The organism is Arachnia propionica, from assembly GCF_037055325.1.
Taxonomy (GTDB): Bacteria; Actinomycetota; Actinomycetes; order Propionibacteriales; family Propionibacteriaceae; genus Arachnia.
This window is the reverse complement of sequence record NZ_CP146373.1, coordinates 1,964,579-1,985,664: the sequence shown is the minus strand read 5'-3', so window position 1 is coordinate 1,985,664 and position 21,086 is coordinate 1,964,579. Positions and strand designations below refer to the sequence as shown.

The following is a 21,086-nucleotide window of genomic DNA, read 5'->3' as shown; positions in this document are numbered from 1 at the left end:
GAGGGAGGCTTATTCACAGGCGACGTGTCAACCAGTGAAACCCCTAGTCAGAGCGCGTTTGAGGATGGCTGTGAATAAGCCTCAGGGATAACTCGTCGCCGAATTCATCAAGAAAGAAAAACCATGATCATATTCCCCCCACGAGATTTCATCACGTGGACCAACAGGCTCATGCAGTTTCCGTGGCCCATCCAACTCAACGACTTCCCTCCCTACGCCGAGCAAATGGGCTGGAAACCCACTCTGCGACCGAGTTGTTTCAATGTATATGACGACGAAATTGGGAATGCAACTCTCAGGGCGGACAAATCGGGCAGTATCTGTCGAGTTTCACTCGTCACGGCAAATAATGAAACAGGGGATGCTGAGGGGGCCGCGGAGCTGAACGACCTTTTCGCATCCTATGCGACTGCTGGGAGAAGGGCTTGGGGGGAAGCATTCTTTCTAGGGACTGGTGATGATCCTGTCGTCGTTTGGAAATTCTCAAACGAATCATTTGCAGAGATCACCGGAGGCTCTGATGCGCTGCTTTTCTGGTTTACCACGCCGCAGGGGCAGTGGCATTTTACCTAAACAGCTAACCCTAAAAGACGGCGGCCCTTAGGGCTGATGTGGATAATCTTAGGGCATCTAAAACGATAGGATGTTTCATTTTTGACCCTAAAAGCTGCCCGTGTTGTGGTGTTGTCTATGTGTAAAGGAGTTTTGTATACACGACGCGGGATGATTTTGAGAAGAAGCTGTTTTCGACCATTGCTGTGCTCCCCGCGCGCGTGACGAGATTCCTGAGGGGACGTGTCGTGTCGGGACCGATGAATTCGCGCACCCGACCCATGACTTCTGACGACAACACACGTGAGCCCCGACATCGGCAGTTGATCCAGACCAGACACCGTGCTCCATGCAGCAAATCCTTCGACCCTCCCTCGCCTCTCGACTATGTGAGTCCAGGCAGGGAGGGTCGAAGGCGTGGGATCACACCCGCAGGTCGCGTCTGGTGAACAGCGGGAAGGATGCTGCCAGCAACACCGCCGACCCCACCAGCAGGATCGCGACGTGCCCCCAGTTGGCGCCGTTCTCCAAGGGATTGGTGGCCCCGTACCAGTGGAACGGGGAGATGCGGGCCCAATCCGCGAGGTCAGGATTCATGGGCAGGGTGGTGTTGATGACGTAGCCGACCAGCCCCACCCCGGTCGCGGTCCAGGTCGCTGCCGCCGAGGTGCCCAGGGCAGCCGCCGCCAGCAGCGCCGCCGCTCCGATGAACAGGCCCAGCGCCAGCAGGTGCGCGGTGGCGCCTGCGACGTTCTCCGTCGCCAGACCCAGCGAGCCCAGCCGGGCCCCACCCCAGATCCCGAGGCCCGTCAGCCCCGCGACCAGAGCGATGAGCGTCGCCTGCGCTGCCGCCGCCGTGGCCAGCATCCGGGTGCGGGTGGTGGGGGTGGACAGCAGCACGCCGAGCCGGCCCGAACGCTCGTCCGACCCCAGCCGCGACGCCACCGCAGCGCCGGCCAGGATCACGGCGGCGGGGGCCATCAGGCTCATCGTCTCGCCCCAGTAGAACCCGGTAGGGGTGGCCATGCTGGTGGCGCCCCAAATCTGCATGAGTGCGGGCGGCATCGACTGCGTCGCCATCTCCAGCTGCGGGGCCATCTGCTCGTACAACGGACCCATCAGCAGACCCATCACCGCGAACATCACCACACCCAGCACCAGGAGTAGACCGGTGTGACGCGAGACCAGCAGCCGGTAGCGGGAGGGTCCACGACCAGCCGCCGAACCGGCCCATCGGGTTGTGGCGTGCCAGGCCGGGCGCGTCCTCGTCGCTGTTCGACGCAGGTCGCGGACCAGCAGACCGACGACCCCGACGGCCAGCAGCACCGTCGCGACGCCGAGCATCAGCGCCAGGTAGCCGCCGTCGATGCCGTTCAGCAACACCGCCGGCTGGCTGTACCAGTACCACGGGATGAGCTGCGCCAAGTCCCGGCCCTCCGACCATTGCGGCAGCAACCCGGCGAACAACCACCCCAGCCCGAGAACCGCCGCACCGACCCCTGTGGCCAGGCCGCGACTTCCGGTCGCACTCCCGACCGCGAACGCGATGCCCCCGTACACCAGGGCATTGGCGCCCAGCGCCAGGCAGAGCTCCCCCAGATGGGCGTCCCCCAACGTGAGGTCGAAGGGCAGGCCCGCCAGCGCTGCCGCACCCCACAAACCCAGTGACGTCACGCCGACCGCCAGCACCAGCGCCGCGGCCTTCGCCACACCCACACCGAACCGGGAGACGGGATGGCTGAGCAGCAGCGACAACGTGCCGTCCTTCTCCTCACCCGCGACCAGCTGCGCGCCCATCGCGACGGCGAACCCCGCCACCGCGATCGCACCCAGGAAACCGAGCATCTGCGTGTAGGACATCACCGAAGCCGAAGCGCCGGCGGGAATCCCGGCCATCGCCAGCAGCGCCGGCGGCAGGGAAGCGTAGACATTGGTGTCCATCGACTGCACCATCGCGACCCCCATCAGCAGGAAAGCGAGGATGCACGCGACGATGACGCAAACGGCCTTCCAACGCGGCAGCAGGCCGCGTCCCAACACTGCGAGGGTGGTCATGACTGCTCCTGGTAGAACGCGAGGAAGATTTCCTCCAGGTCGGCGTCGTGGGCGGTCAGGTCGACGACACGGCGGTCGCCGAGCGCATCGAGCAGGGTTCCGAGCTCCCCGTCGAAGGCCATGCGCACCCGCGGCCCATCCACGGTGACGTCGCGGGCCCCGGAAATATCGATAAAGTCGCCCGGATCGGCGTCGCGGTCCAGAAGCAGATCGACGCGCCGCACCGAACGCAAATCCGCGACGTTCTCCACCGCCACCAAGCGGCCCGCGCGGATGATGCCGACCCGGTCGGCCACCTGCTGCACCTCGGAGAGGGTGTGGGAGGACAGGAACACGGTGCGGCCCTCCGCGACGATCTCCCGCAGCACCTGATGAAACTCGTGCTGCACGAGCGGATCGAGACCGGCGTTGGGCTCGTCCATGATGATCAGCTCGGGTTTGTGCATCAACGCGGCGATCAGCCCCACCTTCTGCCGGTTCCCCGAGGACAATTCCCCGACGCGCTTGTCAAGGTTCGCGTCGAATCGCTGCCGCAACTCGTCGATGTAATCCTGGTCGACGCCGCCACGCAGCCGGGCGAAAAACCGCAGCGTCTGCGCACCGGTCATCGCGGGGTACAGGGACAGGTCGCTGGGCAGGTAGCCGAGCCTGCGATGGATCTCGACGGCGTCGCAGCGGGAATCGAGGCCAAGCAGCCGGGCGGTGCCACCGGTGGCGCGGATCTCGTCGAGGAGGATGCGGATGGTGGTGGACTTGCCCGCGCCGTTGGGACCGAGGAAACCAAAGATCTCCCCGGTGTGGACCTTCAGGTCAATGCCCTTCAATGCTTCGAAGGAGCCGTACTTCTTCCGGAGTTCCTTCACCTCGATGGCGTTCATTGCTCTTTCTCTTTTCTTTCTCGTGACTCCTCCAGCTGGGGTTGCATCTGCTCCAGCAGGTGCGGGGTGAACAGGCTCGCGAACAACGTGAGCTGCACCTGCACGTAATCCCTGATTCCCGGTTCAGCCGCGATGTCCTCGGCGGCGATGTCGACGTCGAGGAGGCGCTTCAGGTGCCGGCCCAGCACCAGCGAACCCAGCGAATAGATGGTCAACATCCGCGCCGCGGCGGCAACGTTGGGGATGGGGGTCAGCAGGTCCGCATCGATGGCGCGGCGAATGTAGCCGGCGGCGTCGTCGGCGAGCTGGTCGACGAGGGAATCGATGGCGGTGCTGGAATCGGTGAGGCGGTGGGCCAGGTAGCCGAGGACGTTGTCTTGTCCGGTTTCCCGCAGGACTTCCAACACGTTGGGAATCGGCCCGCGGATGGCGTCGTTCTTGGCGTTGCGGATCAGCGTGGCGACGTGCTCGTCGCAGGTCAACAGCAGGCCATCCATGGTGCCGAAGTGGTGTCGGATCAACCCGATGGACACGTTCGCTCGCGCCGCGACGGAGCGCGCCGTGGGTTTCTCGCCCGTCGCGATGAGCGCGATGGCGGCGTCGCGGAGTCGTGCCCTGGCTGTCAGATCATCAGTCATGATACAAGCGTATAAGAAACTGAACGCTTGTGCAAGAAATGGGTGTGTTGAACCTGCTCTCCTGCAAAACCACCGAAATCCGCATCCCGCCCGCGATTCGTGCGCAGGCCGGCTCAACCAGCTTTAGGCCTCACGCGTACCATTGCGGCGAATGGGTATCAGGAGGGGATATGGCTGTCGTCACCATCAGGAATCTGCCTGACGCGACTCATCGCGCCTTGAAGCTGCGGGCCGCCCGCAACGGTCGCAGCACCGAGGCGGAGATCCGGGCCATCCTGAACGATGCCGTGACCGAACCGGGCCGGGTGCGGCTTGGAACCCTGCTGCGTGAAATCGGGCGCGATGTTGGTGGGGTTGATCTTGACATCATCCGCGACTCCGCTCCCTAAGAAAGTGCTCTCGGAGGGCCGTCCACGACCTGAAACAAGCAGTCGTGGAGGTTTATTCGCGGCCATCCATAAGCGTGCCTGGCGGGTTGTCACGTGGGAGATCGGAAGCCGGCGCCTTGCGAGGTCGGATCCGGCTGCGCCCCCATCATGGCGCGCAGCTCGTCGGTGAATCCCGCCACCACGACATCGCCGTCGAGACGACGGAACCGGTCGGGGGTGAGTACGACGCGATGCATCTCCACCACCCGTTTCCCGAAGATCTCGACCCTGGTGCCGTTCGGTTCGTAGCCCGCGCTGCGGGAGACCCCGAGCGACGATTCGTTGCCTGTCACCGCCTCCGACTCGGCCCGCTGCGCCCCCAGGTGATCGAAGGCGAAGTGCAGCAGCAGTTTGCGCATCCGCGCGCCCCAGCCCTTGCCCTGGTGTTCCAGCGTCAGCCAGGAACCCGAGTACACCACCCGGCGTGTGGGGAACTCCTCGGAGAAGAGGTCCTGGCAGCCGACCAGCACACCACCGACGTAGACCCCGAACGCCAACGTCCAGGACTCCGGGCGGAACCCGGAACGCCACCCCCAGTGCACCTGGATGGCGTTGCGGCGCCGCTCGGGAACCGGCGCCTCGCACCACGGGAAGAACCAGTCCACGTTCTCCTCGGCGAAGATCGGGGCGCTCAGCAGGTCGAGGTATTCGGGCATGTCGGCGTCGCGGAACACCCGCAGCGTCATGTCGTCGTGGGTGATTCGCAGTCCGAAAGGCGGATAGGCCTCGACGAGGGGATCGCTCATGATTTCACGACGAACTTGAGTTCTCGACCGTCGGCCAGGCGCGGCAGCTGGTCCGCCAGCAAGGCGACGATCCGGGGCAGCATCGCGGTGGTGTTGCCGCCGATGTGGGGGCTGATGAAGGCCCCGTCGGCCTGCCACAGCGGATGGTCGTCGGGGAAGGGCTCCGGGTCGAACACGTCGGAGGCCATCCGCAGCCGGCCCGCGACCACCTCAGCGGTGATGGCATCGGTGTCGACGACGGGGCCGCGCGCCACGTTCACCACCAGGGCGCCGTCGGGCAGCAGGGCCAGCTCCTTCGCTCCGATCAGGCCGCGGGTGGAGTCGGTGAGCGGCACGATCAGCACCAGGATGTCGGTGTTCGGCAGCAGCTCGGACAGCTCGTCGATGCCATGGATGTGGCCGTGCTCATCGTCACGGGCAGTGGTGGCGACCCGCGTGATCTCGGTCTCGAAGGGCTCCAGCCGCGACCGGATGGCCTCGCCGATGGCCCCCGTCCCGACCACAAGCACCCGCGAGTCCGCGAGCGCCCGGGTGGAGGCGGCCTGCCAGCGACGTTCACGCGCCCAGCGGGGCAGTTCCCGCTGCGCCGCGAGCATCAAACCGACGGCCAACTCCGAGGTGGAGGCCTCGTGCACTCCCTGCGCGTTGGCCAGGGCGACGCCGTCGGGGGTGATGTGGAGGAGGTTGTCGTAGCCCGCCGACTGTGCCTGCAGTAGCCGCAGCTTCGGCAGATCCGCCAGCGACCTCCACGCCGGGGCGGGACGGAAGTACGGCAGGACGGTGGCCACCACGTCGTCGGCCTCGTCGCCGAGCACGTCGCGGGCGGGGGAGTTCCAGTCCCAGATGCGCAGCTCGACGCCGAGCTGGTCCGCAGGGGTGTGTGAGGTGAGGGCTTCGAGGAGCTGATGGTCCGGAAGAGTCACGATCATGTCCTGAGTCTAGGACGTGTGGATTCTCCGGGGAGCGACGAGGCCCATGAGATGGGCTTGAGTCGTAAAAACCGCGGAATCCATCAGTCAAAAAGCTGACAGGAGAGATTGCGGTTTGGATGACTGAAATCCTGACGACAGGGTGTCGCGACGCTAGGTTCAAGAGAGTGAACACAACCTCGCCAATGACGACGATTCGTAGCAGCGATCTTTGGAGGGTGATGGCATGAGCCACCACGGACACGGCTCTGGGCTCGCATCCGCTTCTAAGGCCCATCGCATCCTACGTTTCGTGCTGGTGGGCAGCCCGAACTGCGGCAAGACGACGCTGTTCAACGCCCTGACCGGGTTGCGTGCTAAGACCGGCAATTACCCAGGCGTTACCGTCGCTCGCTATGAGGGGCGGCACCGAGTGGGGGAGGCCGATGTGATCATCGAAGACCTGCCCGGCACCTATTCCCTCGAGGCCATCAGTCCCGACGAGGAAGTGGTTTCCCAGGTGCTCGGCGACGGGGTCTCCGTCGGTTCCCCGATCACTGGGCAGATCGTGCTTCTCGATGCCACGTCGCTGCGGCGTTCTCTCACTTTGCTTTCCCACGTGCAGCAGGTCGCGCGACCGACGCTGGTCGTGCTGACCTTCACCGATGAACTGGCCCGGCGGGGCGGTTCCATCGACATCAAAGCGCTCTCCCGGGCCATCGGGGTGCGGGTGATCCCGATCGTCGCGGGTGACCGGGCGGGTGTGGAGGAGCTCTCCGAGGCGCTGAGCTCGGTCGAATCGTGGCCCGCTCCGATCGTGCCCCCGCCCATCGGCCAGAGCGATATCTTCAGCTGGTCGGCATCCGTCCTGGAGGCGGCGCACTACCGGGAGGCTGATACCGACCGCCGCAGCCACGGCATCGACCGGGTGTTGCTGCATCCGTTGTGGGGGACGTTGGTGTTCTTCGCGACGATGTTCGCGTTTTTCCAGATTATTTTCACTGTTGCGGCTCCCATCAATGATGCCTTTGAGAATTTCTTTGTGTGGTTGGGTGGGGTTGCTAAGGACATGATTCCGATCGATTGGTTGGGGTCGTTGATTGGTGACGGTATCTTCGCCGGTGTTGGTGCGGTGGTGGCGTTCATCCCGCAGATCGCCCTGCTGTTCCTCATGATCGCCATCATGGAGGGCAGCGGGTATCTCTCCCGGGCTGCGTTCCTGATGGATCGTGTGATGGGGATGGCGGGTCTGGAGGGGCGTGCTTTTGTTGCTTTGTTGAGTTCGGTGGCGTGTGCGATTCCGGGGATCATGGCCACGCGGACTTTGCCGTCGGCTAAGGATCGGATTGCCACCATGATGGGTGCGCCGTTGATGACTTGTTCTGCGCGTCTGCCCGTCTACACCCTGCTGATCGGAATCATGGTTCCCGGCGATCTGTTCTGGGGTCCGTTCCAGGCGCAGGGCACCATCATGTTCGGCCTGTACCTGCTCGGCGCGATCTCTGCGATGATCGCCGCGTGGGTGTTCAAGCGTGTCACGGGGCGCAGCGGAACCGTGATGCCGTTTTACATGGAGATGCCCGCCTATCAGATTCCCAGCGCCCGTTCCATCGCTGTGGCCGTGTGGGATGCGTGCAAGTCGTTCCTGCGGAAGGTCTCGGGGATCATCATGGCCACCACGATCGTGTTGTGGGGGTTGTTGAACTTTCCCGCCCACAGCGAGGATGCCATGACTGCTGCCGGGGTGGATGTTGGTGATGAGGCTGCCGTGACGGCCTACACCCTCGACAATTCTTACGCGGCGACCATTGGTCGGGCGGTCTCGCCGGTCTTCGATCCGCTCGGTTTCGACTGGCGCATCAACATCGGCGTTCTCAGCTCCCTGGCCGCGCGAGAGGTCGTCGTGGCGACGCTGGGTCAGGTGGCGTCCGCGGAGGACCCGGAGGACCCGAGCGAGGCCTTGGAGCAGATGACCTACACCGATGGTCCGCACGCCGGGGAACCAGTGTTCACAGCCCCCACTGTCACGGCGCTGCTGTTGTTCTTCGTCTACGCGTTGCAGTGCGCCTCCACGCTGGGTGTGTTGAGACGCGAAACGGGCACATGGCGATGGCCCATCATCGCGTTCGTCTACATGGGAGTGGTCGCGTGGGTGATGGCCTTTCTCGGGTCAGGTATCGCTAGGCTCATCACATGACCCATGCCATGCGGCCGATCCACCCCCAGGCGGTTCCGAATGATCCGCTCGCGGTGCGCTGGGTGGTTCGCACGGGCACCCAGGGAGTCGTCGGCGAGGTGGTGGTCGCGCCGGATCCTTTTGGCGCGTTGATGCGGGACAGGGTGATCTCGCTGGCACTGCTGGAAACCGAGGGGATCTGGGTGTGGCTGGCCCCCGGGAACAGCTGGGCCGATCGTGGTCACAAGGTGCGTGAAGCAATCCTCGAATCCCTCGATCGTGACGGCTGGCACATCAACGGCGACTCCGCGGACCTGCTGCGTCTGGTCGCGAACGACGTGATCTCGGGCGATCTCGCCGACGAGGTTCACGCCGCCGACACCACCGTCGAAGTGGTGGAAAACGATGCCCAGTGGCTGCTGCTCGACCTCGGTCGGCTCGATTTCCGCGATCCCGCTGCCAGCGCGGAGCTGCAGCAGCGCATCGAGACGGCGATTCGCGTCCGCTACCCGTTGCTGCAAGACACAGCGCGGCTGGGGGGTCCGCAGAGCAGTCATTTCACGCTGTCCAACACCCCGCGCCGGGCTTTGTGGACGGACGACTGAATTGAGACTCAGTCCCGACAAATCAGGAAATGTTGACGAAAGTTTACGAATTCTGGGTCAAAACTCCACGTGTCAGGCAAGGCGTTGCTAAGTTCGCGACTATGAACGAGACCCCTTCCACCGCAAGGACACTCGCCGACTTGAAGGTTGGGGCGAGCGCGCGTATCACCGGGTTCGACGGCGATGACGCGATAAGCCACCGGCTCTTCGACCTCGGGTTCGCCCCAGGGCTGACGTGCCGCCTGGAACGCCGAGCCCCGTTGCTCGATCCCCTCATGTTCAACGTCGGAGGCACCGAGATCGTGCTCCGCCACTCCGAGGCCTCGAGAGTGCTGGTGAAACCATGACCTGCCACGACGAGCAATCCGCACCGGTCGCGACGGATCTGCGTCGTTTCGTGCTGGTGGGCAGCCCGAACTGCGGCAAGACGACGTTGTTCAACGCCCTGACCGGGTTGCGTGCCAAGACCGGCAATTACCCGGGTGTCACTGTCTCTCGCTACGAGGGTGTCCACAAGCTCGGTGACGTCGAGGTGGTCATCGAGGACCTGCCCGGTACCTATTCCCTCGACCCGATCAGCCCCGACGAGGAAGTGGTCACGGAGGTCCTGGACGCGGGCGAGTCGGTGCACTCCCCGATCTCCGGGCACGTCGTGCTCATGGACGCCACGCAGCTGCGCCGCGGCCTCGGGATGCTGGCCCAGGTGCAGCAGCGCGAACGCCCCACCGTCGCGGTGCTGACTTTCACCGACGAGCTGGCGCGGCGTGGCGGCTCCGTCGACGTCGACGCCCTGTCGCGGGCCGTCGGGGTGCGGGTAATCCCCGTGGTCTCCGGTGACAAGCGTGGCGTCGAGGTGTTGTCCAAGGCCTTTGCCGAGGTCGACTCGTGGTCCTCGCCGGTCGTGCCCCCGCCCACCGGCCACGAGGAGGTTGCGGCCTGGGCCGATTCGGTGCTGGAGAGCGCCAACTACCGCGCACCGGACGTCGACGAACGCACCCGCCGCATAGACAAGGTGCTGCTGCACCCGTTGTGGGGGACGTTGGTGTTCTTCGCGACGATGTACGCGTTTTTCCAGATTATTTTCACTGTTGCGGCTCCCATCAATGATGCCTTTGAGAATTTCTTTGTGTGGTTGGGTGGGGTTGCTAAGGACATGATTCCGATCGACTGGCTCGCCTCGCTGGTCGGTGACGGTATTTTCGCCGGTGTTGGTGCGGTGGTGGCATTCATTCCGCAGATCACGCTGCTGTTCCTCATGATCGCGCTGCTCGAGGGCAGTGGATATCTCTCCCGGGCTGCGTTCCTGATGGATCGTGTGATGGGGATGGCGGGTCTGGAGGGGCGTGCTTTTGTTGCTTTGTTGAGTTCGGTGGCGTGTGCGATTCCGGGGATCATGGCCACGCGGACTTTGCCGTCGGCTAAGGATCGGATTGCCACCATGATGGGTGCGCCGTTGATGACTTGTTCTGCGCGTCTGCCCGTCTACACCCTGCTGATCGGAATCATGGTTCCCGGCGATCTGTTCTGGGGTCCGTTCCAGGCGCAGGGCACCATCATGTTCGGCCTGTACCTGCTCGGCGCGATCTCTGCGATGATCGCCGCGTGGGTGTTCAAACGCATCGTCGGGCGCGGCGCCACGCAGCTGCCGTTCTACATGGAGATGCCGTCCTACCGGCTGCCCAGTGCCCGCTCCGTCATCATCGCCGTGTGGGATGCGTGCAAGGCGTTTCTGCGGAAGGTTGCGGGGATCATCATGGTGGTCACCATCGTGTTGTGGGGGTTGTTGAACTTCCCCGCCCACAGCGAGGATGCCATGACCGCTGCCGGGGTGGATGTCGGCGACGAGGCGGCCGTGACGGCCTACACCCTCGACAATTCGTATGCGGCGACCATTGGTCGGGCGGTCTCGCCGGTCTTCGATCCGCTCGGTTTCGACTGGCGCATCAACATCGGCGTTCTCAGCTCCCTGGCGGCCCGCGAGACCGTCGTCTCGACGCTGGGTCAGGTCGCATCTGCGGAGGACCCGGAGGATCCGGGCGAGTCACTGGAGGGCATGACGCATTCGGACGGCCCGCATGCCGGTGAACCGGTGTTCACGCCGAGCACCATCGCGGCATTGTTGGTGTTCTTCGTCTACGCATTGCAGTGCGCCTCCACGCTGGGCGTGATGAGACGCGAAACGGGCACGTGGCGATGGTCGATCATTGCGTTCATCTACATGGGTGGACTCGCGTGGGTGATGGCGTTTGCGGCGAAGCTCATCGTGGGGGCGATCGCGACATGACCGGGAAGCTGCCGATCCATCCTGAGGCCGTTCCCGGCGACCCGCAGGCCGTCCGGTGGGTGGTTCCCACCGGCGGCGTGCCCGTCGGGGACGTGCGTGGCGCGCCCGGCAGTCTCGGGTCGATGCTGGAATACGGGGTACTTTCCCGGGCCATGGTGGAGGCCGACGGTGTATGGACGTGGCTGGCCTCCGATCAGGCGTGGAACAAGGTCGGATCCAAGGTCCGCGACGCCATCGTCGCCTCCCTCGCCGAGGAGGATGGCTGGGACGTCGAGCCCGGCTCTGCCGACCTGTTGGGTTACATCTCCCGTGACGTCGTGGAACACCAGCTGGCGGCCTACATCGCCAGCCACGGCGGGCAGATCCAGGTGGTCGACAACGACGCCGAGACGGTGGAGGTCGACTTCGGTGGGGCATGTCAGGACTGCCCCGCCGCCGGCCAGACCCTCCACCAGCGCATCGAGACCGCCATCCGGGCCCGCTACCCGCAGCTGAAAACCGTCAAACGGGTGGGCGACACGGGGAAGAAGAAGCGGGGCATCACCTGGCTGAACCTCCCGGGCCACAACTGCTGAAGTCGCGTGCCCCTGCCAGTCGGCAGGGGCGCTCTGGGATAGCGTAGTTCCTACACTTCATGTGGGACATGACTGTTTATCCAGGGGGAGGTGAATGCCGCGATGAATTCTTCAAACAAGTATTTGCGGTATCGAAGAATTGGCGGTAGTTTTGGCGGGTATAACGCGCTTGCGTTAGGGATTTCTGTGGCTTTCCTTGAGGTTTACCTCAGAGTGTTTGGTCTGGCCGGTGGAGAGTCACGCTCAGATAGTGATTTTATCAAGCTGCTTTTGTCGAAGGTGCTGTGTGGATTTCGTGAAACGCCTTGGGCCAATTTCAGTGATGTGCTTTTGGTGTTGACCTTTCTTGCCGCCGCCGTTATAGGGGTTTTTGTCGCCGGCGGAAACGGTCCGAGTGTAGAAAATAATAATTCTGCGCGAGGGCGCGCTTCGGGGGTGTCCAGGGGCGATCTGGCTGACGAGGCGGTCGAGCGGTGCGCCTTTTTCGTTGCTGTTTATTTGTGGAGAACGCTGATACTGGCTTCTGCAAAAATACTTGTGGCAGTCTTCTTGTCGGAAGGGTCGGTGCGTGAGCAAGTCCCTGATCTGATAATTTTTGGCGCTTTGGTGGTCGGAATTCTGGGGTGTAGGTGGATTAATAGGGTGCTGATTCCTGGAGTTCACGTGCTCCGTCTCAGTCTTGATGGAATGGAGCGCAGAAAGTGGCGTCTGGCGCTGCTGGATGCCGAGCTCACAAGGAGCCTGAAGCTCGATTGCGGTGTCGGCAAGCACGCGGTTCCACTGGCGGGAAAACGTTCTCATTGCGTGTGGATTATTAGATGGCTCCCGGTGGTACGAGTATTGCTTTCCGTACTTTTCTTTGGGGTATTATGCTGGGTGTCGCCGCGGTATTTAGAGGTCCAAGATAAAGAAAAGGCTGCCTGGATAGCCACGATGATATTGGGGGTCCTTGTGGGGGTGTTTGAATTTGTGGCGGCTTTGGTGGATAAGGGTCGTCAGGTTGAAAGGTGCCTCAAGTGTTTTGTGGAGGGTTCGAGAGCTCCTTCGTGGGGGTTTCTTGTTTTCGGTAACGGCCTTCGTCTGTTAGCAATTGTTGCTGGTGTACCCATGTTCTGCTTGACCATGTTTCTAGGCGATCATAATTTCTCGTTTTTGGGCGCCCTGTGTCTGGTCTTCGTGATCTTGGATGTGGTGGCTTCGTTCGTCGCCGTAATGCCGGGAATGCACAGGAAGGAAGGACTTTGGGACGCAAGCTGGTGGACTGAATTAAAGGAATGGAAGGAGAAAAGCTTGGGGAACGTGTCCCCCGACCAAGCGCGATGTGCTCTGGTGCTTCAGGATTACATTAGTGCAGAAACGGGAGGGCGTTTCAAGTGGCTGCGATCCCTTATCGCATGGGTGAGAAAATCTCAGGGTCCTGCCGGAAAAGCGATGGAATCCATGAAAAATAGAATTGAAGAGTCTTGTGCGCTGCTTGCGGACGCCATCGAGGACATGGGTGGCGGAAAATCCCCAATCCAATGAGGTTTATTCGTGGGGTGTGGGCGAAGATGAGTCCGGTGACGGCTTGTATTGGTGGTTCGGGTCAAGGATCTTCCATGCTGGGCACCCAGGCTTGGAGGACTTCGGCGATCAAGGGAGTGTAGACCGTAATCACTCTCGAGAGGGTCTGTCAGGGAAATGGTGTAAGTGGTTCCATCGCCTGTGAGGGCAGGGGGAGTCATGATGACCGAGATAACAACGAGTAGTGAGCTGGCCGTGGGGTCGGTCAGACTGGGGCATGTGAACCCATCATCATCACTGCTGTCGGCGGAGGAGTTGGCTGAGCTGGAGGTGGCTTAGCGTGAGGTGATCGCGTGGTTGGTGCGTCAGGCCAAGGATGCTGGTGTTGCTCTGACCGGTCCCGGTGGTTTGTTGAAGGCGTTGACCGCTCAGATCGTTGAGGCCGCTCTCGACGAAGAGCTGGATGAGTATCTTGGCTACGACAAGCACGACCCGGTCGGCCGCGGCAGCGGTAATTCCCGCAATGGCACGAGGTCGAAGACGGTTGTTACTGACAACGTCGGTGCGATCAAGATCCAGGTGCCCCGGGACCGTAACGGAACGTTTGAGCCGCAGCTGGTCAAGAAGCGGCAACGTCGGTTGTCGGACATGGATGCCATGGTGCTGAGCCTGTTCGCGAAAGGGCTGACGACCGGGGAGATCGCCGCCCACTTCGCCGAGGTTTACGGCACGAGTGTGTCAAAGGACACGATCAGCCGGATCACCGACCGGGTTGTCGACGAGATGGCCACGTGGATGAGTCGGCCTTTGGAGTCCATCTACGCGGCGATCTTTATCGATGCGATCGTGATCAAAGTCAGGGATGGGCAGGTCCGTAACCAGCCGTTCTACGCCGCGATCGGGGTCGACCTTGAGGGTCACAAGGACATTGTGGGGATCTGGCCCGGCCAGGGGGACGGGGAGTCGGCGAAGTTCTGGTTCGCGTGCCTGACCGAGTTGAAGAACCGCGGTGTCAAGGATGTGTTCTTCATGGTCTGCGACGGGCTCAAGGGACTACCCGACTCCATCGGGTCGGTGTTCCCGGCCGCGAAGATCCAGACCTGTTTGATCCACCTGCTGCGCAACAGTTTCCGCTACGCCTCGAAGAAGCACTGGTCCCAGATCGCGGCCGACTTAAAGCCCGTCTACGAAGCCCCCACCCCGGAGGCCGCTGAGCGGGCGTTCGAACAGTTCACCGAGAAGTGGGGCAAGGCCTATCCGGCGATGATCCGGCTCTGGCTGGGTGCCTGGACCGAGTTCGTGCCCTTCTTGGACTACGACGTCGAGATCCGCAAGGTCTTGTGTTCCACGAATGCGATCGAGTCACTCAACGCCAGGTTCCGCAGAGCGGTCCGCGCCCGCGGGCACTTCCCGAACGAGCAAGCCGCGTTGAAGACCCTGTACCTGACCGTGAGATCCTTGGATCCCAAGGACACCGGCCAGGCCCGGTGGGGCATGCGCTGGAAGCCCGCCCTGAACGCGTTCGCCACGACCTTCGCTGACCGCATGCCCGCAGCCAGCACCCACCAATAGAAACCGCCAGTTACACCATTAATCGGACAGACCCGGCCAAGTCTGCCCCGAGATCGGTGCCGAGCTCATGGCGCAGGGATATCTGGCTCTTCGTGCCTGAGCGTGGGGTGAGTGTGGATCCGTTGGCGGGTGTGTCGGTGGGGTGATGGTGGGTCGAGGCCCTCAAGAATCGGGGTTACCACACCACTTGATTCCGAGGACCTCGACGATGACCGATTCTACTTCCTGCTGCTGTGTGCCCAGCGGTTACTGCGAGCGCTGCGACCTTCTGCTGGGCCTGCCTGGGCTTCACGTGGTCGGTGTCCAGCGCGACGACGCGGGGCTTCGGGTTGAGGTCGAATCCGTCCGGCCGGAGGTGATGGGCTGCCCCGCCTGCGGGGTCATCGCGCATGCGCATGGCCGGCAGAGGGTGGAGTTGATTGATGCGCCGTGTTTCACTGTGCCGGTGAGGCTGTGGTGGCGGAAACGACGCTGGTTGTGTCCCGAGCCGATGCCTCCGGTGACCTCGTTCATGGAGCAAGACCCCGACATCGCGCGGCCCAGAGCGTTGCTCACCGCGCGGGCGACGTCGTGGGCGATCGGGCAGATGCGGCGGGAGAACGCCTCGGTTCAGGGGATGGCCCGGCAGCTCGGCTGCACTTGGAGGACCCTGTGGCGAGCGGTCAAGCCGATCCTTGAAGCCGCCGCCGGCGACGAGAAGCGCTTCGCTGGCGTCACCTCACTGGGCGTCGACGAACACATCTGGCATCACGTCTCCGCCAAGCCCGTCGACCAGGGCGGCCGCGGCCCGAAGGAGTTCACCGGCATGGTCGATCTCACCCGCGACAAGGACGGACGCGTCCGGGCCCGGCTCCTGGACCTGGTCCCGGGCCGCTCCAGTGAGGCCTACACGTCGTGGCTGCGTGACCGCGGTGACACGTTCCGAAAAGGCGTCGAGATCGCCACCTTGGACCCATTCCACGGCTACAGATGCGCCATCGACGACCAGTTGGACCACACCATCGCGGTGCTCGACGCCTTCCACGTGGTCAGGCTCGGCACAGCCGCGGTCGATGAGGTCCGCCGCCGGGTCCAGCAGGACATCCACGGCCACCGCGGCCGCAGAGATGATCCGCTGTATCGGATCCGCAACCTACTGCGTGCCGGGAAAGAGCATCTCACCAACCGGCAGAAGACCCGCCTGGAGACCGCATTCACCATCGACGACCGACACGTCGAAGTCGAGGTCGCCTGGCACTGCACCCAACAGCTCCGCTCGGTCTATCACCAGTCGAGTCACGCCGACGGCCGCAGGGTCGCGGAGAAGATCCTTGCCTCGTTCCCGTCGTGTCCGATCCCGGAGATCGCCCGCCTCGGCCGGACGCTAAACCGGTGGCGAGACGCGTTCCTGGGCTACTTCACCACCAGCGGCGCCAACAACGGCGGAACCGAAGCCATCAACGGGTTAATCGAACTCCACCGCCGCATCGCCCGAGGTTTCCCTAACCCCGACAACTACCGCCTCAGAACGCTCCTCACCGGCAACGGTCTACAACTATAACCCCACACTCAAGTACGAAGAGCCGGATATCTCAGAAATATAAGATAGAAAAAGAGGATGATTATATGGATAAGCATAAAGCTGTTGTTCGACGTGGAGATCGTTGTGTAATTGACTATCTGAACAAGGACGAGGCGGAGGCTGGAGAACTTATTGTAGCTCCGGAGAAAGTTAGTATATGCGGTACAGATATGCAGATTCTTCGAAAGTTACGAGATGGCCCAGCTTTGGTTGTTGGTCACGAGGGGCTTGCAAAGATTGTTGAAGTTGGGGAGGGAGTTTCCGGATTTGAGGTTGGCGACCGCGTCACCGTAAATCCCACCCACCCTTCTGATCCGAGTTTTCTTCTGGGACGCAATATAAATGGTCTTTTACAGCAGCGTGTTCGCATACCTGAAACAGCGGTTTCTGGCGGGTTGGTGTCGCGCATATCATCTTGTATTCCTTCAGCTCGAGGAACGCTTATCGAGCCCTTGGCTGTGGTTATCTATGCCCTGGAATGCCTCCGTTTCAAGACCCCCGATTCCCTCCTCATCCTTGGCGATGGCCTGATAGGCAATTTGGCGGCGGTCGTCGCGCCTCAAATACTTGGAGAACAGATTTCTCTAGGTATGGTGCATAGGTCTGAACTGGGAGTTAGATGGACACGGGCCTTTGAGCCGCGTGTTGTCAACGGCCGCACTGTCGCGGATCTTGAATCTGCCTTGGACGGCCGTATTTCTATGCTGTCTGCTACGCATCGAGCCGGAACGGCGCCAGGCTTGACTGAAGTAGCGCAAACTTTCGGCGCGCGCCTTACTGCCGTGCATCTCGTGGGAGGGCTTTCCCCTCATACTGTAAGTCCAGAGTTTCCTGGTGTTGATCTGTATGGTGTCCGCGTCGCAAATACAGGTGGCTTATGGCCTCCGTGTCGTGTGACTTTTAGCGATTCTGAGCGATCGATGGTCGTTACTGGAAATCGTGGTGTTTCGAATACCAGGCTAGAAGCCGCATCGAAATTACTTGAGGAGCCGGATTTTGGGGGTAAGGTGGACTGTCTTATCACCCATGACCTCCCTTTCGAGAAGGGTGTTGAAACTCTTAATGTAATGCTATCGACGGGAACCAGGGTGGTGAATGGTGAGCTAGTAGTTCGCTTGGTGCTCGATATGCTCTGAATTTTGCGAGGGATTCCATGGGGGCCATTTATGGCTACCCACAGTTGGGGTCTGGCAAAAATCGTACTGTTCCCGAGGCTCCCATGAATAAGCTTCATTGGGGGTTATCTATGAGGAGCTTTCGATTCAGTAAATGCCCTTGTCGGCGCGGGTTTTCCTGTGGCTGTGAATAAACTCTATTAGTCACGACTTGCAGTACTTCAGTGACGATCAGCAGAGTCAGGACAATGCCGAGAGTGCAGATTGCCTCAGTGGATACTGAGCATGACGGCAGTGTTCTCGTAGGACTTGTAGGAGCTGCCTGCTGATTTGCGGTTCTGGGAGTTATTGAATACTACAGCCAGCAGGAGGAACGTGGCTATGGCGCGGAGTATCCCCAGGGACCCATTGACGATTCCCAGGGTGGCTGCCGCGGTTGCTTTGCTGGGGCGTTCGTTTGGAGTGGGGGTGTAGTAGGGGGAGCCGGGAGGCATTCCCTGGAATGGCGGCTGCCCATAGAGCTGACCCGGCTGAGTCTGTAGCTGATAGGTCAGAGAATCGAGGGGGATTTCATGGTGCCGGTCGTATACTGCCGTTTTTCTCGTCGTGAGGACGTCGAGGAGCACGAGGCTCAGGACCAGGATGATAATCAGGATGGTGACGCTGGTTTTTGCTCGGTCATTGCTTGATATGTGTCTGCATACTGCGAGAGCTTTTCTGTTATTTGGGCCACCTCGCTGGGTCGCCGTTTGAGAAGGCACGGATGCTACGTCCGCCTTTCCTGTATCGAGGCGGCGGGCCTGAATCAGGACGGCGGGGCGGACGGTCCTCTCGGGGTCAGGTCGGGGACACCCCTACTTGACGGTGTCTGGTGTTTGGGGTTGGGTGTTCCCCATGGATAGTGAAGGTGGGAAGAAACCTCGTTCCAGGCGCTGGCTGCGGCGGCTTGGTATGGCGGCTGTGGTGCTGGGTGGGGTGAAGGTTGCGGATGTGGTGCTCACGGCGCGGGAGCGGGCGGATCATCCGGCTCCGGGGCGGTTGGTGGATGTCGACGGCCACAAGATGCACGTTCATACCACTGGTCAGGGTGATACGAGTATTGTTCTGCTTCCGGGTCTTGGTGTCTCGGCGCCGGATTTGGATTTTGAGCTTTTGGTGAGGGAGCTGTCGGCGTGGGCGACGGTGACGGTGGTGGAGCCCTTCGGCTACGGGTGGAGCGACGTGACGGACTCTCCTATGTTGCCGTCGGATATTGCGCGGGATGTTCACACTGCATTGCATGCTGCTGGGGTGAAAGGCCCGTATGTGCTGATGGGTCATTCCATTAGTGGGTTGACTTCGCAGGCTTTTGCTGATCAGTATCCTGATGAGGTTGCGGGTTATGTCGGTTTGGATCCGACTATTCCTCACGCGAGATTTTTCGACAGCCAGACTGGTCCCGCGTTTCCCCGGTTTTATTTATGGGTTTTTAGGCCTATGGTGCAGGCTGGGTGGATGCGTATTATTACGGCGTTCAGTGGTGCTGATCCCTCATTTATGTTCGGTGCCAGCTCTGCGGATGGTTACAGTAAGGAGAATCTTGAACAGCAGCGGATGCTGACCAACTGGATGATGCTGAGCGCGAATGTGATGAGGCAGGCGGAAGTTGCTAGTGATTCGCGTGCCCAGGTGAGGGATTTTCGGTTTGATGAGCGGCTGCCGGTATTGGTCTACACCTCTGCGCAGACGCGCGAGGCGGCATATACGGATGCGGAGATTGCGGATTATGTGGGCAGTGGTCCTTGTCGGCGGTCGGTGATCGTCGATGCTAGCCACTTCGTCCATCACACTGAGTACAAGCGTATTAGTGAGGGCACCCGCGCCCTCATGACCGAATGCCATCGCTAGCTGGGTGCTGGCTGCTTCCGTCCTTGGGTGGGGCTTGACGGGTTTGTCCCGCGCTGCGAGGGGCGTGAGGTGATGGCTATTACCGAGGGGTTGAGGTATTGACCCTGGTTGGTTCAGGGGTTGACCCTGATGACGCAGCGCGACCTGTGGGATTGACTGTTCACCATGGAAGTTGAAGGTGAAAAGAAGCCTCGTCGTAGGCGCTGGCTGCGGCGGCTTGGGGTCGTGGTGTTGGTGCTGGTGGTACTGCTGGCCGGCATCAAGGTCACCGACATGGCGATGACCGCGTACGAACGCGCGAGCCATCCGGCTCCGGGGCAGTTGGTGGATGTCGAGGGCCACAAGATGCACGTCCACACGGTGGGGGGGTGATACGAGTATTGTTCTGCTTCCGGGTCTTGGTGTCCCGGCTCCGGATTTGGATTTTGAGCCCTTGGTGAAGGAGCTCTCGAAGTGGGCGACGGTGACGGTGGTGGAGCCCTTCGGCTACGGCTGGAGCGATGTCACGGACTCTCCCATGTTGCCATCGGATATCGCGCGGGATGTTCACACCGCGTTGCATGCCGCAGGGGTGAAAGGCCCCTATGTTCTGATGGGGCACTCCATCAGCGGATTGAACTCTCAGGCCTTTGCTGATCAGTATCCCGACGAGGTCGCGGGCTATGTCGGCCTAGACCCCTCCCTCTCTAATGCGAAGTTCTTCGAGAATCGCACAGAATCTGGTTCTCCCTGGTATTTAAATTTGGCAGTTCAGGCTGGATGGACACGGATTTTCCAGGCCTTCCGGGGTACGGATCCCTCTCTGATTGGAGGCAGCAGCGCCGACGGCTACAGCAAGGAGAACCTCGAACTACAGCGAATGGTCATCAACTGGAGTGCTTTGAGCGCGAATGTCAGGCGACAGATGGCTGTCGATGCGGAGGCTTTCGCGCAGACTCGGAATCTTCGGTTTGATGAGAAGCTGCCGGTGTTGGTCTACACCTCTGCGCAGACACGCGATGCCGCATATACGGATGCGGAGATTGCGGAGTATGTGGGCAGTGGTCCTTGTCGGCGGTCGGTGATCGTCGATGCCAGCCACTACGTCCATCACACCGAGTACAAGCGCATTAGCGAAGGCACCCGCGCCCTCATGACCGAATGCCACCGATAGCCTGGGCTGCGGGTACCCCGGTCTTGGCGAGGGCCTGGCGGGTTCGCCCGCTGGGCCCTCGTGGTCGTGGCAGACTGGCCGTCATGGGTTCCACCGCCGGCTTTGCCACCTACATCGTCGAACAACTCCGGGACGTCAGGGAGGTTTCGACGCGCCGCATGTTCGGGGAGTTCGCCCTCTACGTCGGCGTGAAGGTGGTGGGTTTCATCTGCGACGACCAGCTCTTCCTCAAACCCACCCCCGAGGGTCTGGCGGTGCTGGCGGACAACGACCTGGACCCCGAATACGCGCCCGCCTACCCGGGATCGAAGGACTACCTGCTGATCGACATCGACAGCTCCGAGATTCTCTGTGACCTGGTTCGGGCCACCGCTGACGCCCTTCCCGTCCCGCCCCCGAAGAAGCCCCGGAAACGGCGACGTGCGAAGGACGACGCTGAAAAATAAGTGG

Annotated in this window: 21 protein-coding genes; 15 read left to right on the top strand and 6 right to left on the bottom strand. The window is 61.7% G+C overall.

The window, feature by feature from the left end; all coding sequences use genetic code 11:
- Positions 1–123 precede the first annotated feature (123 nt).
- Entirely contained in the window at positions 124–573 is a 450-nt protein-coding gene (locus V7R84_RS09170) for a DUF6301 family protein (protein ID WP_338568188.1), read from the top strand.
- Between the two features lie 402 nt (positions 574–975).
- Here V7R84_RS09170 and V7R84_RS09165 read toward each other — a convergent pair whose 3' ends face one another.
- The 3 genes from V7R84_RS09165 to V7R84_RS09155 are packed head-to-tail and all read right to left on the bottom strand — an operon-like array spanning position 976 to position 4,123.
- Positions 976–2,607: an ABC transporter permease subunit gene (locus V7R84_RS09165; RefSeq protein ID WP_338568186.1), complete on the bottom strand. Its 1,632-nt coding sequence runs from the start codon at positions 2,605–2,607 to the stop codon at positions 976–978.
- Positions 2,604–3,485, bottom strand: a complete 882-nt coding sequence (locus V7R84_RS09160) for an ABC transporter ATP-binding protein (protein WP_338568184.1) — start codon at positions 3,483–3,485, stop codon at positions 2,604–2,606. The genes V7R84_RS09165 and V7R84_RS09160 overlap by 4 nt, the downstream gene beginning before the upstream one ends.
- Positions 3,482–4,123, bottom strand: coding sequence for a TetR/AcrR family transcriptional regulator (locus tag V7R84_RS09155; RefSeq protein WP_338568182.1), 642 nt, complete (start codon positions 4,121–4,123; stop codon positions 3,482–3,484). The genes V7R84_RS09160 and V7R84_RS09155 overlap by 4 nt, the downstream gene beginning before the upstream one ends.
- Positions 4,124–4,293: 170 nt before the next feature.
- Here V7R84_RS09155 and V7R84_RS09150 point away from each other — a divergent pair, with 170 nt between their 5' ends.
- Positions 4,294–4,512: a FitA-like ribbon-helix-helix domain-containing protein gene (locus V7R84_RS09150; protein ID WP_338568180.1), complete on the top strand. Its 219-nt coding sequence runs from the start codon at positions 4,294–4,296 to the stop codon at positions 4,510–4,512.
- A gap of 89 nt (positions 4,513–4,601) precedes the next feature.
- Here the strand turns inward: V7R84_RS09150 and V7R84_RS09145 are convergent, their stop codons facing one another.
- Positions 4,602–5,297, bottom strand: a complete 696-nt coding sequence (locus V7R84_RS09145) for a GNAT family protein (protein ID WP_338568178.1) — start codon at positions 5,295–5,297, stop codon at positions 4,602–4,604.
- The gene (locus V7R84_RS09140) at positions 5,294–6,226 is read right to left on the bottom strand and encodes a 2-hydroxyacid dehydrogenase (protein WP_338568177.1); all 933 of its coding nucleotides are present in this window, start codon (positions 6,224–6,226) and stop codon (positions 5,294–5,296) included. Before V7R84_RS09140 ends, V7R84_RS09145 begins: the two co-directional genes overlap by 4 nt.
- Before the next feature lie 298 nt (positions 6,227–6,524).
- Here V7R84_RS09140 and feoB (V7R84_RS09135) point away from each other — a divergent pair, with 298 nt between their 5' ends.
- The 9 genes from feoB (V7R84_RS09135) (at position 6,525) to V7R84_RS09095 (ending at position 17,617) form a co-directional block, all read left to right on the top strand.
- Entirely contained in the window at positions 6,525–8,402 is a 1,878-nt protein-coding gene (gene feoB / locus V7R84_RS09135) for a ferrous iron transporter B (RefSeq protein ID WP_338573874.1), read from the top strand.
- The gene (locus V7R84_RS09130; RefSeq protein ID WP_338568175.1) at positions 8,399–8,986 is read left to right on the top strand and encodes a hypothetical protein; all 588 of its coding nucleotides are present in this window, start codon (positions 8,399–8,401) and stop codon (positions 8,984–8,986) included. The genes feoB (V7R84_RS09135) and V7R84_RS09130 overlap by 4 nt, the downstream gene beginning before the upstream one ends.
- Positions 8,987–9,087: 101 nt before the next feature.
- Entirely contained in the window at positions 9,088–9,333 is a 246-nt protein-coding gene (locus V7R84_RS09125; protein WP_338568173.1) for a FeoA family protein, read from the top strand.
- Between the two features lie 56 nt (positions 9,334–9,389).
- Positions 9,390–11,270, top strand: a complete 1,881-nt coding sequence (feoB, locus tag V7R84_RS09120) for a ferrous iron transporter B (protein WP_338573873.1) — start codon at positions 9,390–9,392, stop codon at positions 11,268–11,270.
- Entirely contained in the window at positions 11,267–11,845 is a 579-nt protein-coding gene (locus V7R84_RS09115; RefSeq protein ID WP_338568171.1) for a NifU family protein, read from the top strand. Before feoB (V7R84_RS09120) ends, V7R84_RS09115 begins: the two co-directional genes overlap by 4 nt.
- 90 nt (positions 11,846–11,935) lie before the next feature.
- Positions 11,936–13,369, top strand: coding sequence for a hypothetical protein (locus tag V7R84_RS09110; RefSeq protein ID WP_338568169.1), 1,434 nt, complete (start codon positions 11,936–11,938; stop codon positions 13,367–13,369).
- 324 nt (positions 13,370–13,693) lie between these two features.
- Positions 13,694–14,920, top strand: coding sequence for an IS256 family transposase (locus V7R84_RS09105; RefSeq protein ID WP_338568167.1), 1,227 nt, complete (start codon positions 13,694–13,696; stop codon positions 14,918–14,920).
- 208 nt (positions 14,921–15,128) lie between these two features.
- Positions 15,129–16,460 (top strand): ISL3 family transposase, encoded by a 1,332-nt coding sequence (locus V7R84_RS09100; RefSeq protein ID WP_338568008.1) that lies wholly within the window; start codon positions 15,129–15,131, stop codon positions 16,458–16,460.
- Between the two features lie 65 nt (positions 16,461–16,525).
- Positions 16,526–17,617: an alcohol dehydrogenase catalytic domain-containing protein gene (locus V7R84_RS09095; protein ID WP_338568166.1), complete on the top strand. Its 1,092-nt coding sequence runs from the start codon at positions 16,526–16,528 to the stop codon at positions 17,615–17,617.
- Positions 17,618–17,865: 248 nt separating this feature from the next.
- On the opposite strand, the gene V7R84_RS09090 is transcribed toward V7R84_RS09095, so the two are convergent.
- Complete coding sequence (locus V7R84_RS09090) at positions 17,866–18,090, bottom strand: hypothetical protein (RefSeq protein WP_315566949.1); 225 nt, start codon at positions 18,088–18,090, stop codon at positions 17,866–17,868.
- 400 nt (positions 18,091–18,490) lie between these two features.
- On the opposite strand from V7R84_RS09090, the gene V7R84_RS09085 reads away from it, so the two are divergent.
- The 4 genes from V7R84_RS09085 (at position 18,491) to V7R84_RS09070 (ending at position 21,082) form a co-directional block, all read left to right on the top strand.
- Positions 18,491–19,483 carry an alpha/beta hydrolase gene (locus V7R84_RS09085; RefSeq protein ID WP_315567205.1) on the top strand — a complete coding sequence of 331 codons (993 nt, stop codon included), beginning with the start codon at positions 18,491–18,493 and terminating at the stop codon, positions 19,481–19,483.
- Positions 19,484–19,648: 165 nt separating this feature from the next.
- The gene (locus V7R84_RS09080; RefSeq protein WP_338568162.1) at positions 19,649–19,855 is read left to right on the top strand and encodes a hypothetical protein; all 207 of its coding nucleotides are present in this window, start codon (positions 19,649–19,651) and stop codon (positions 19,853–19,855) included.
- On the top strand, positions 19,812–20,636 hold the full coding sequence (locus V7R84_RS09075; RefSeq protein ID WP_338568161.1) for an alpha/beta hydrolase: 825 nt from the start codon (positions 19,812–19,814) through the stop codon (positions 20,634–20,636). Before V7R84_RS09080 ends, V7R84_RS09075 begins: the two co-directional genes overlap by 44 nt.
- Before the next feature lie 83 nt (positions 20,637–20,719).
- Positions 20,720–21,082 (top strand): TfoX/Sxy family protein, encoded by a 363-nt coding sequence (locus V7R84_RS09070; protein ID WP_212323880.1) that lies wholly within the window; start codon positions 20,720–20,722, stop codon positions 21,080–21,082.
- Positions 21,083–21,086 lie beyond the last annotated feature (4 nt).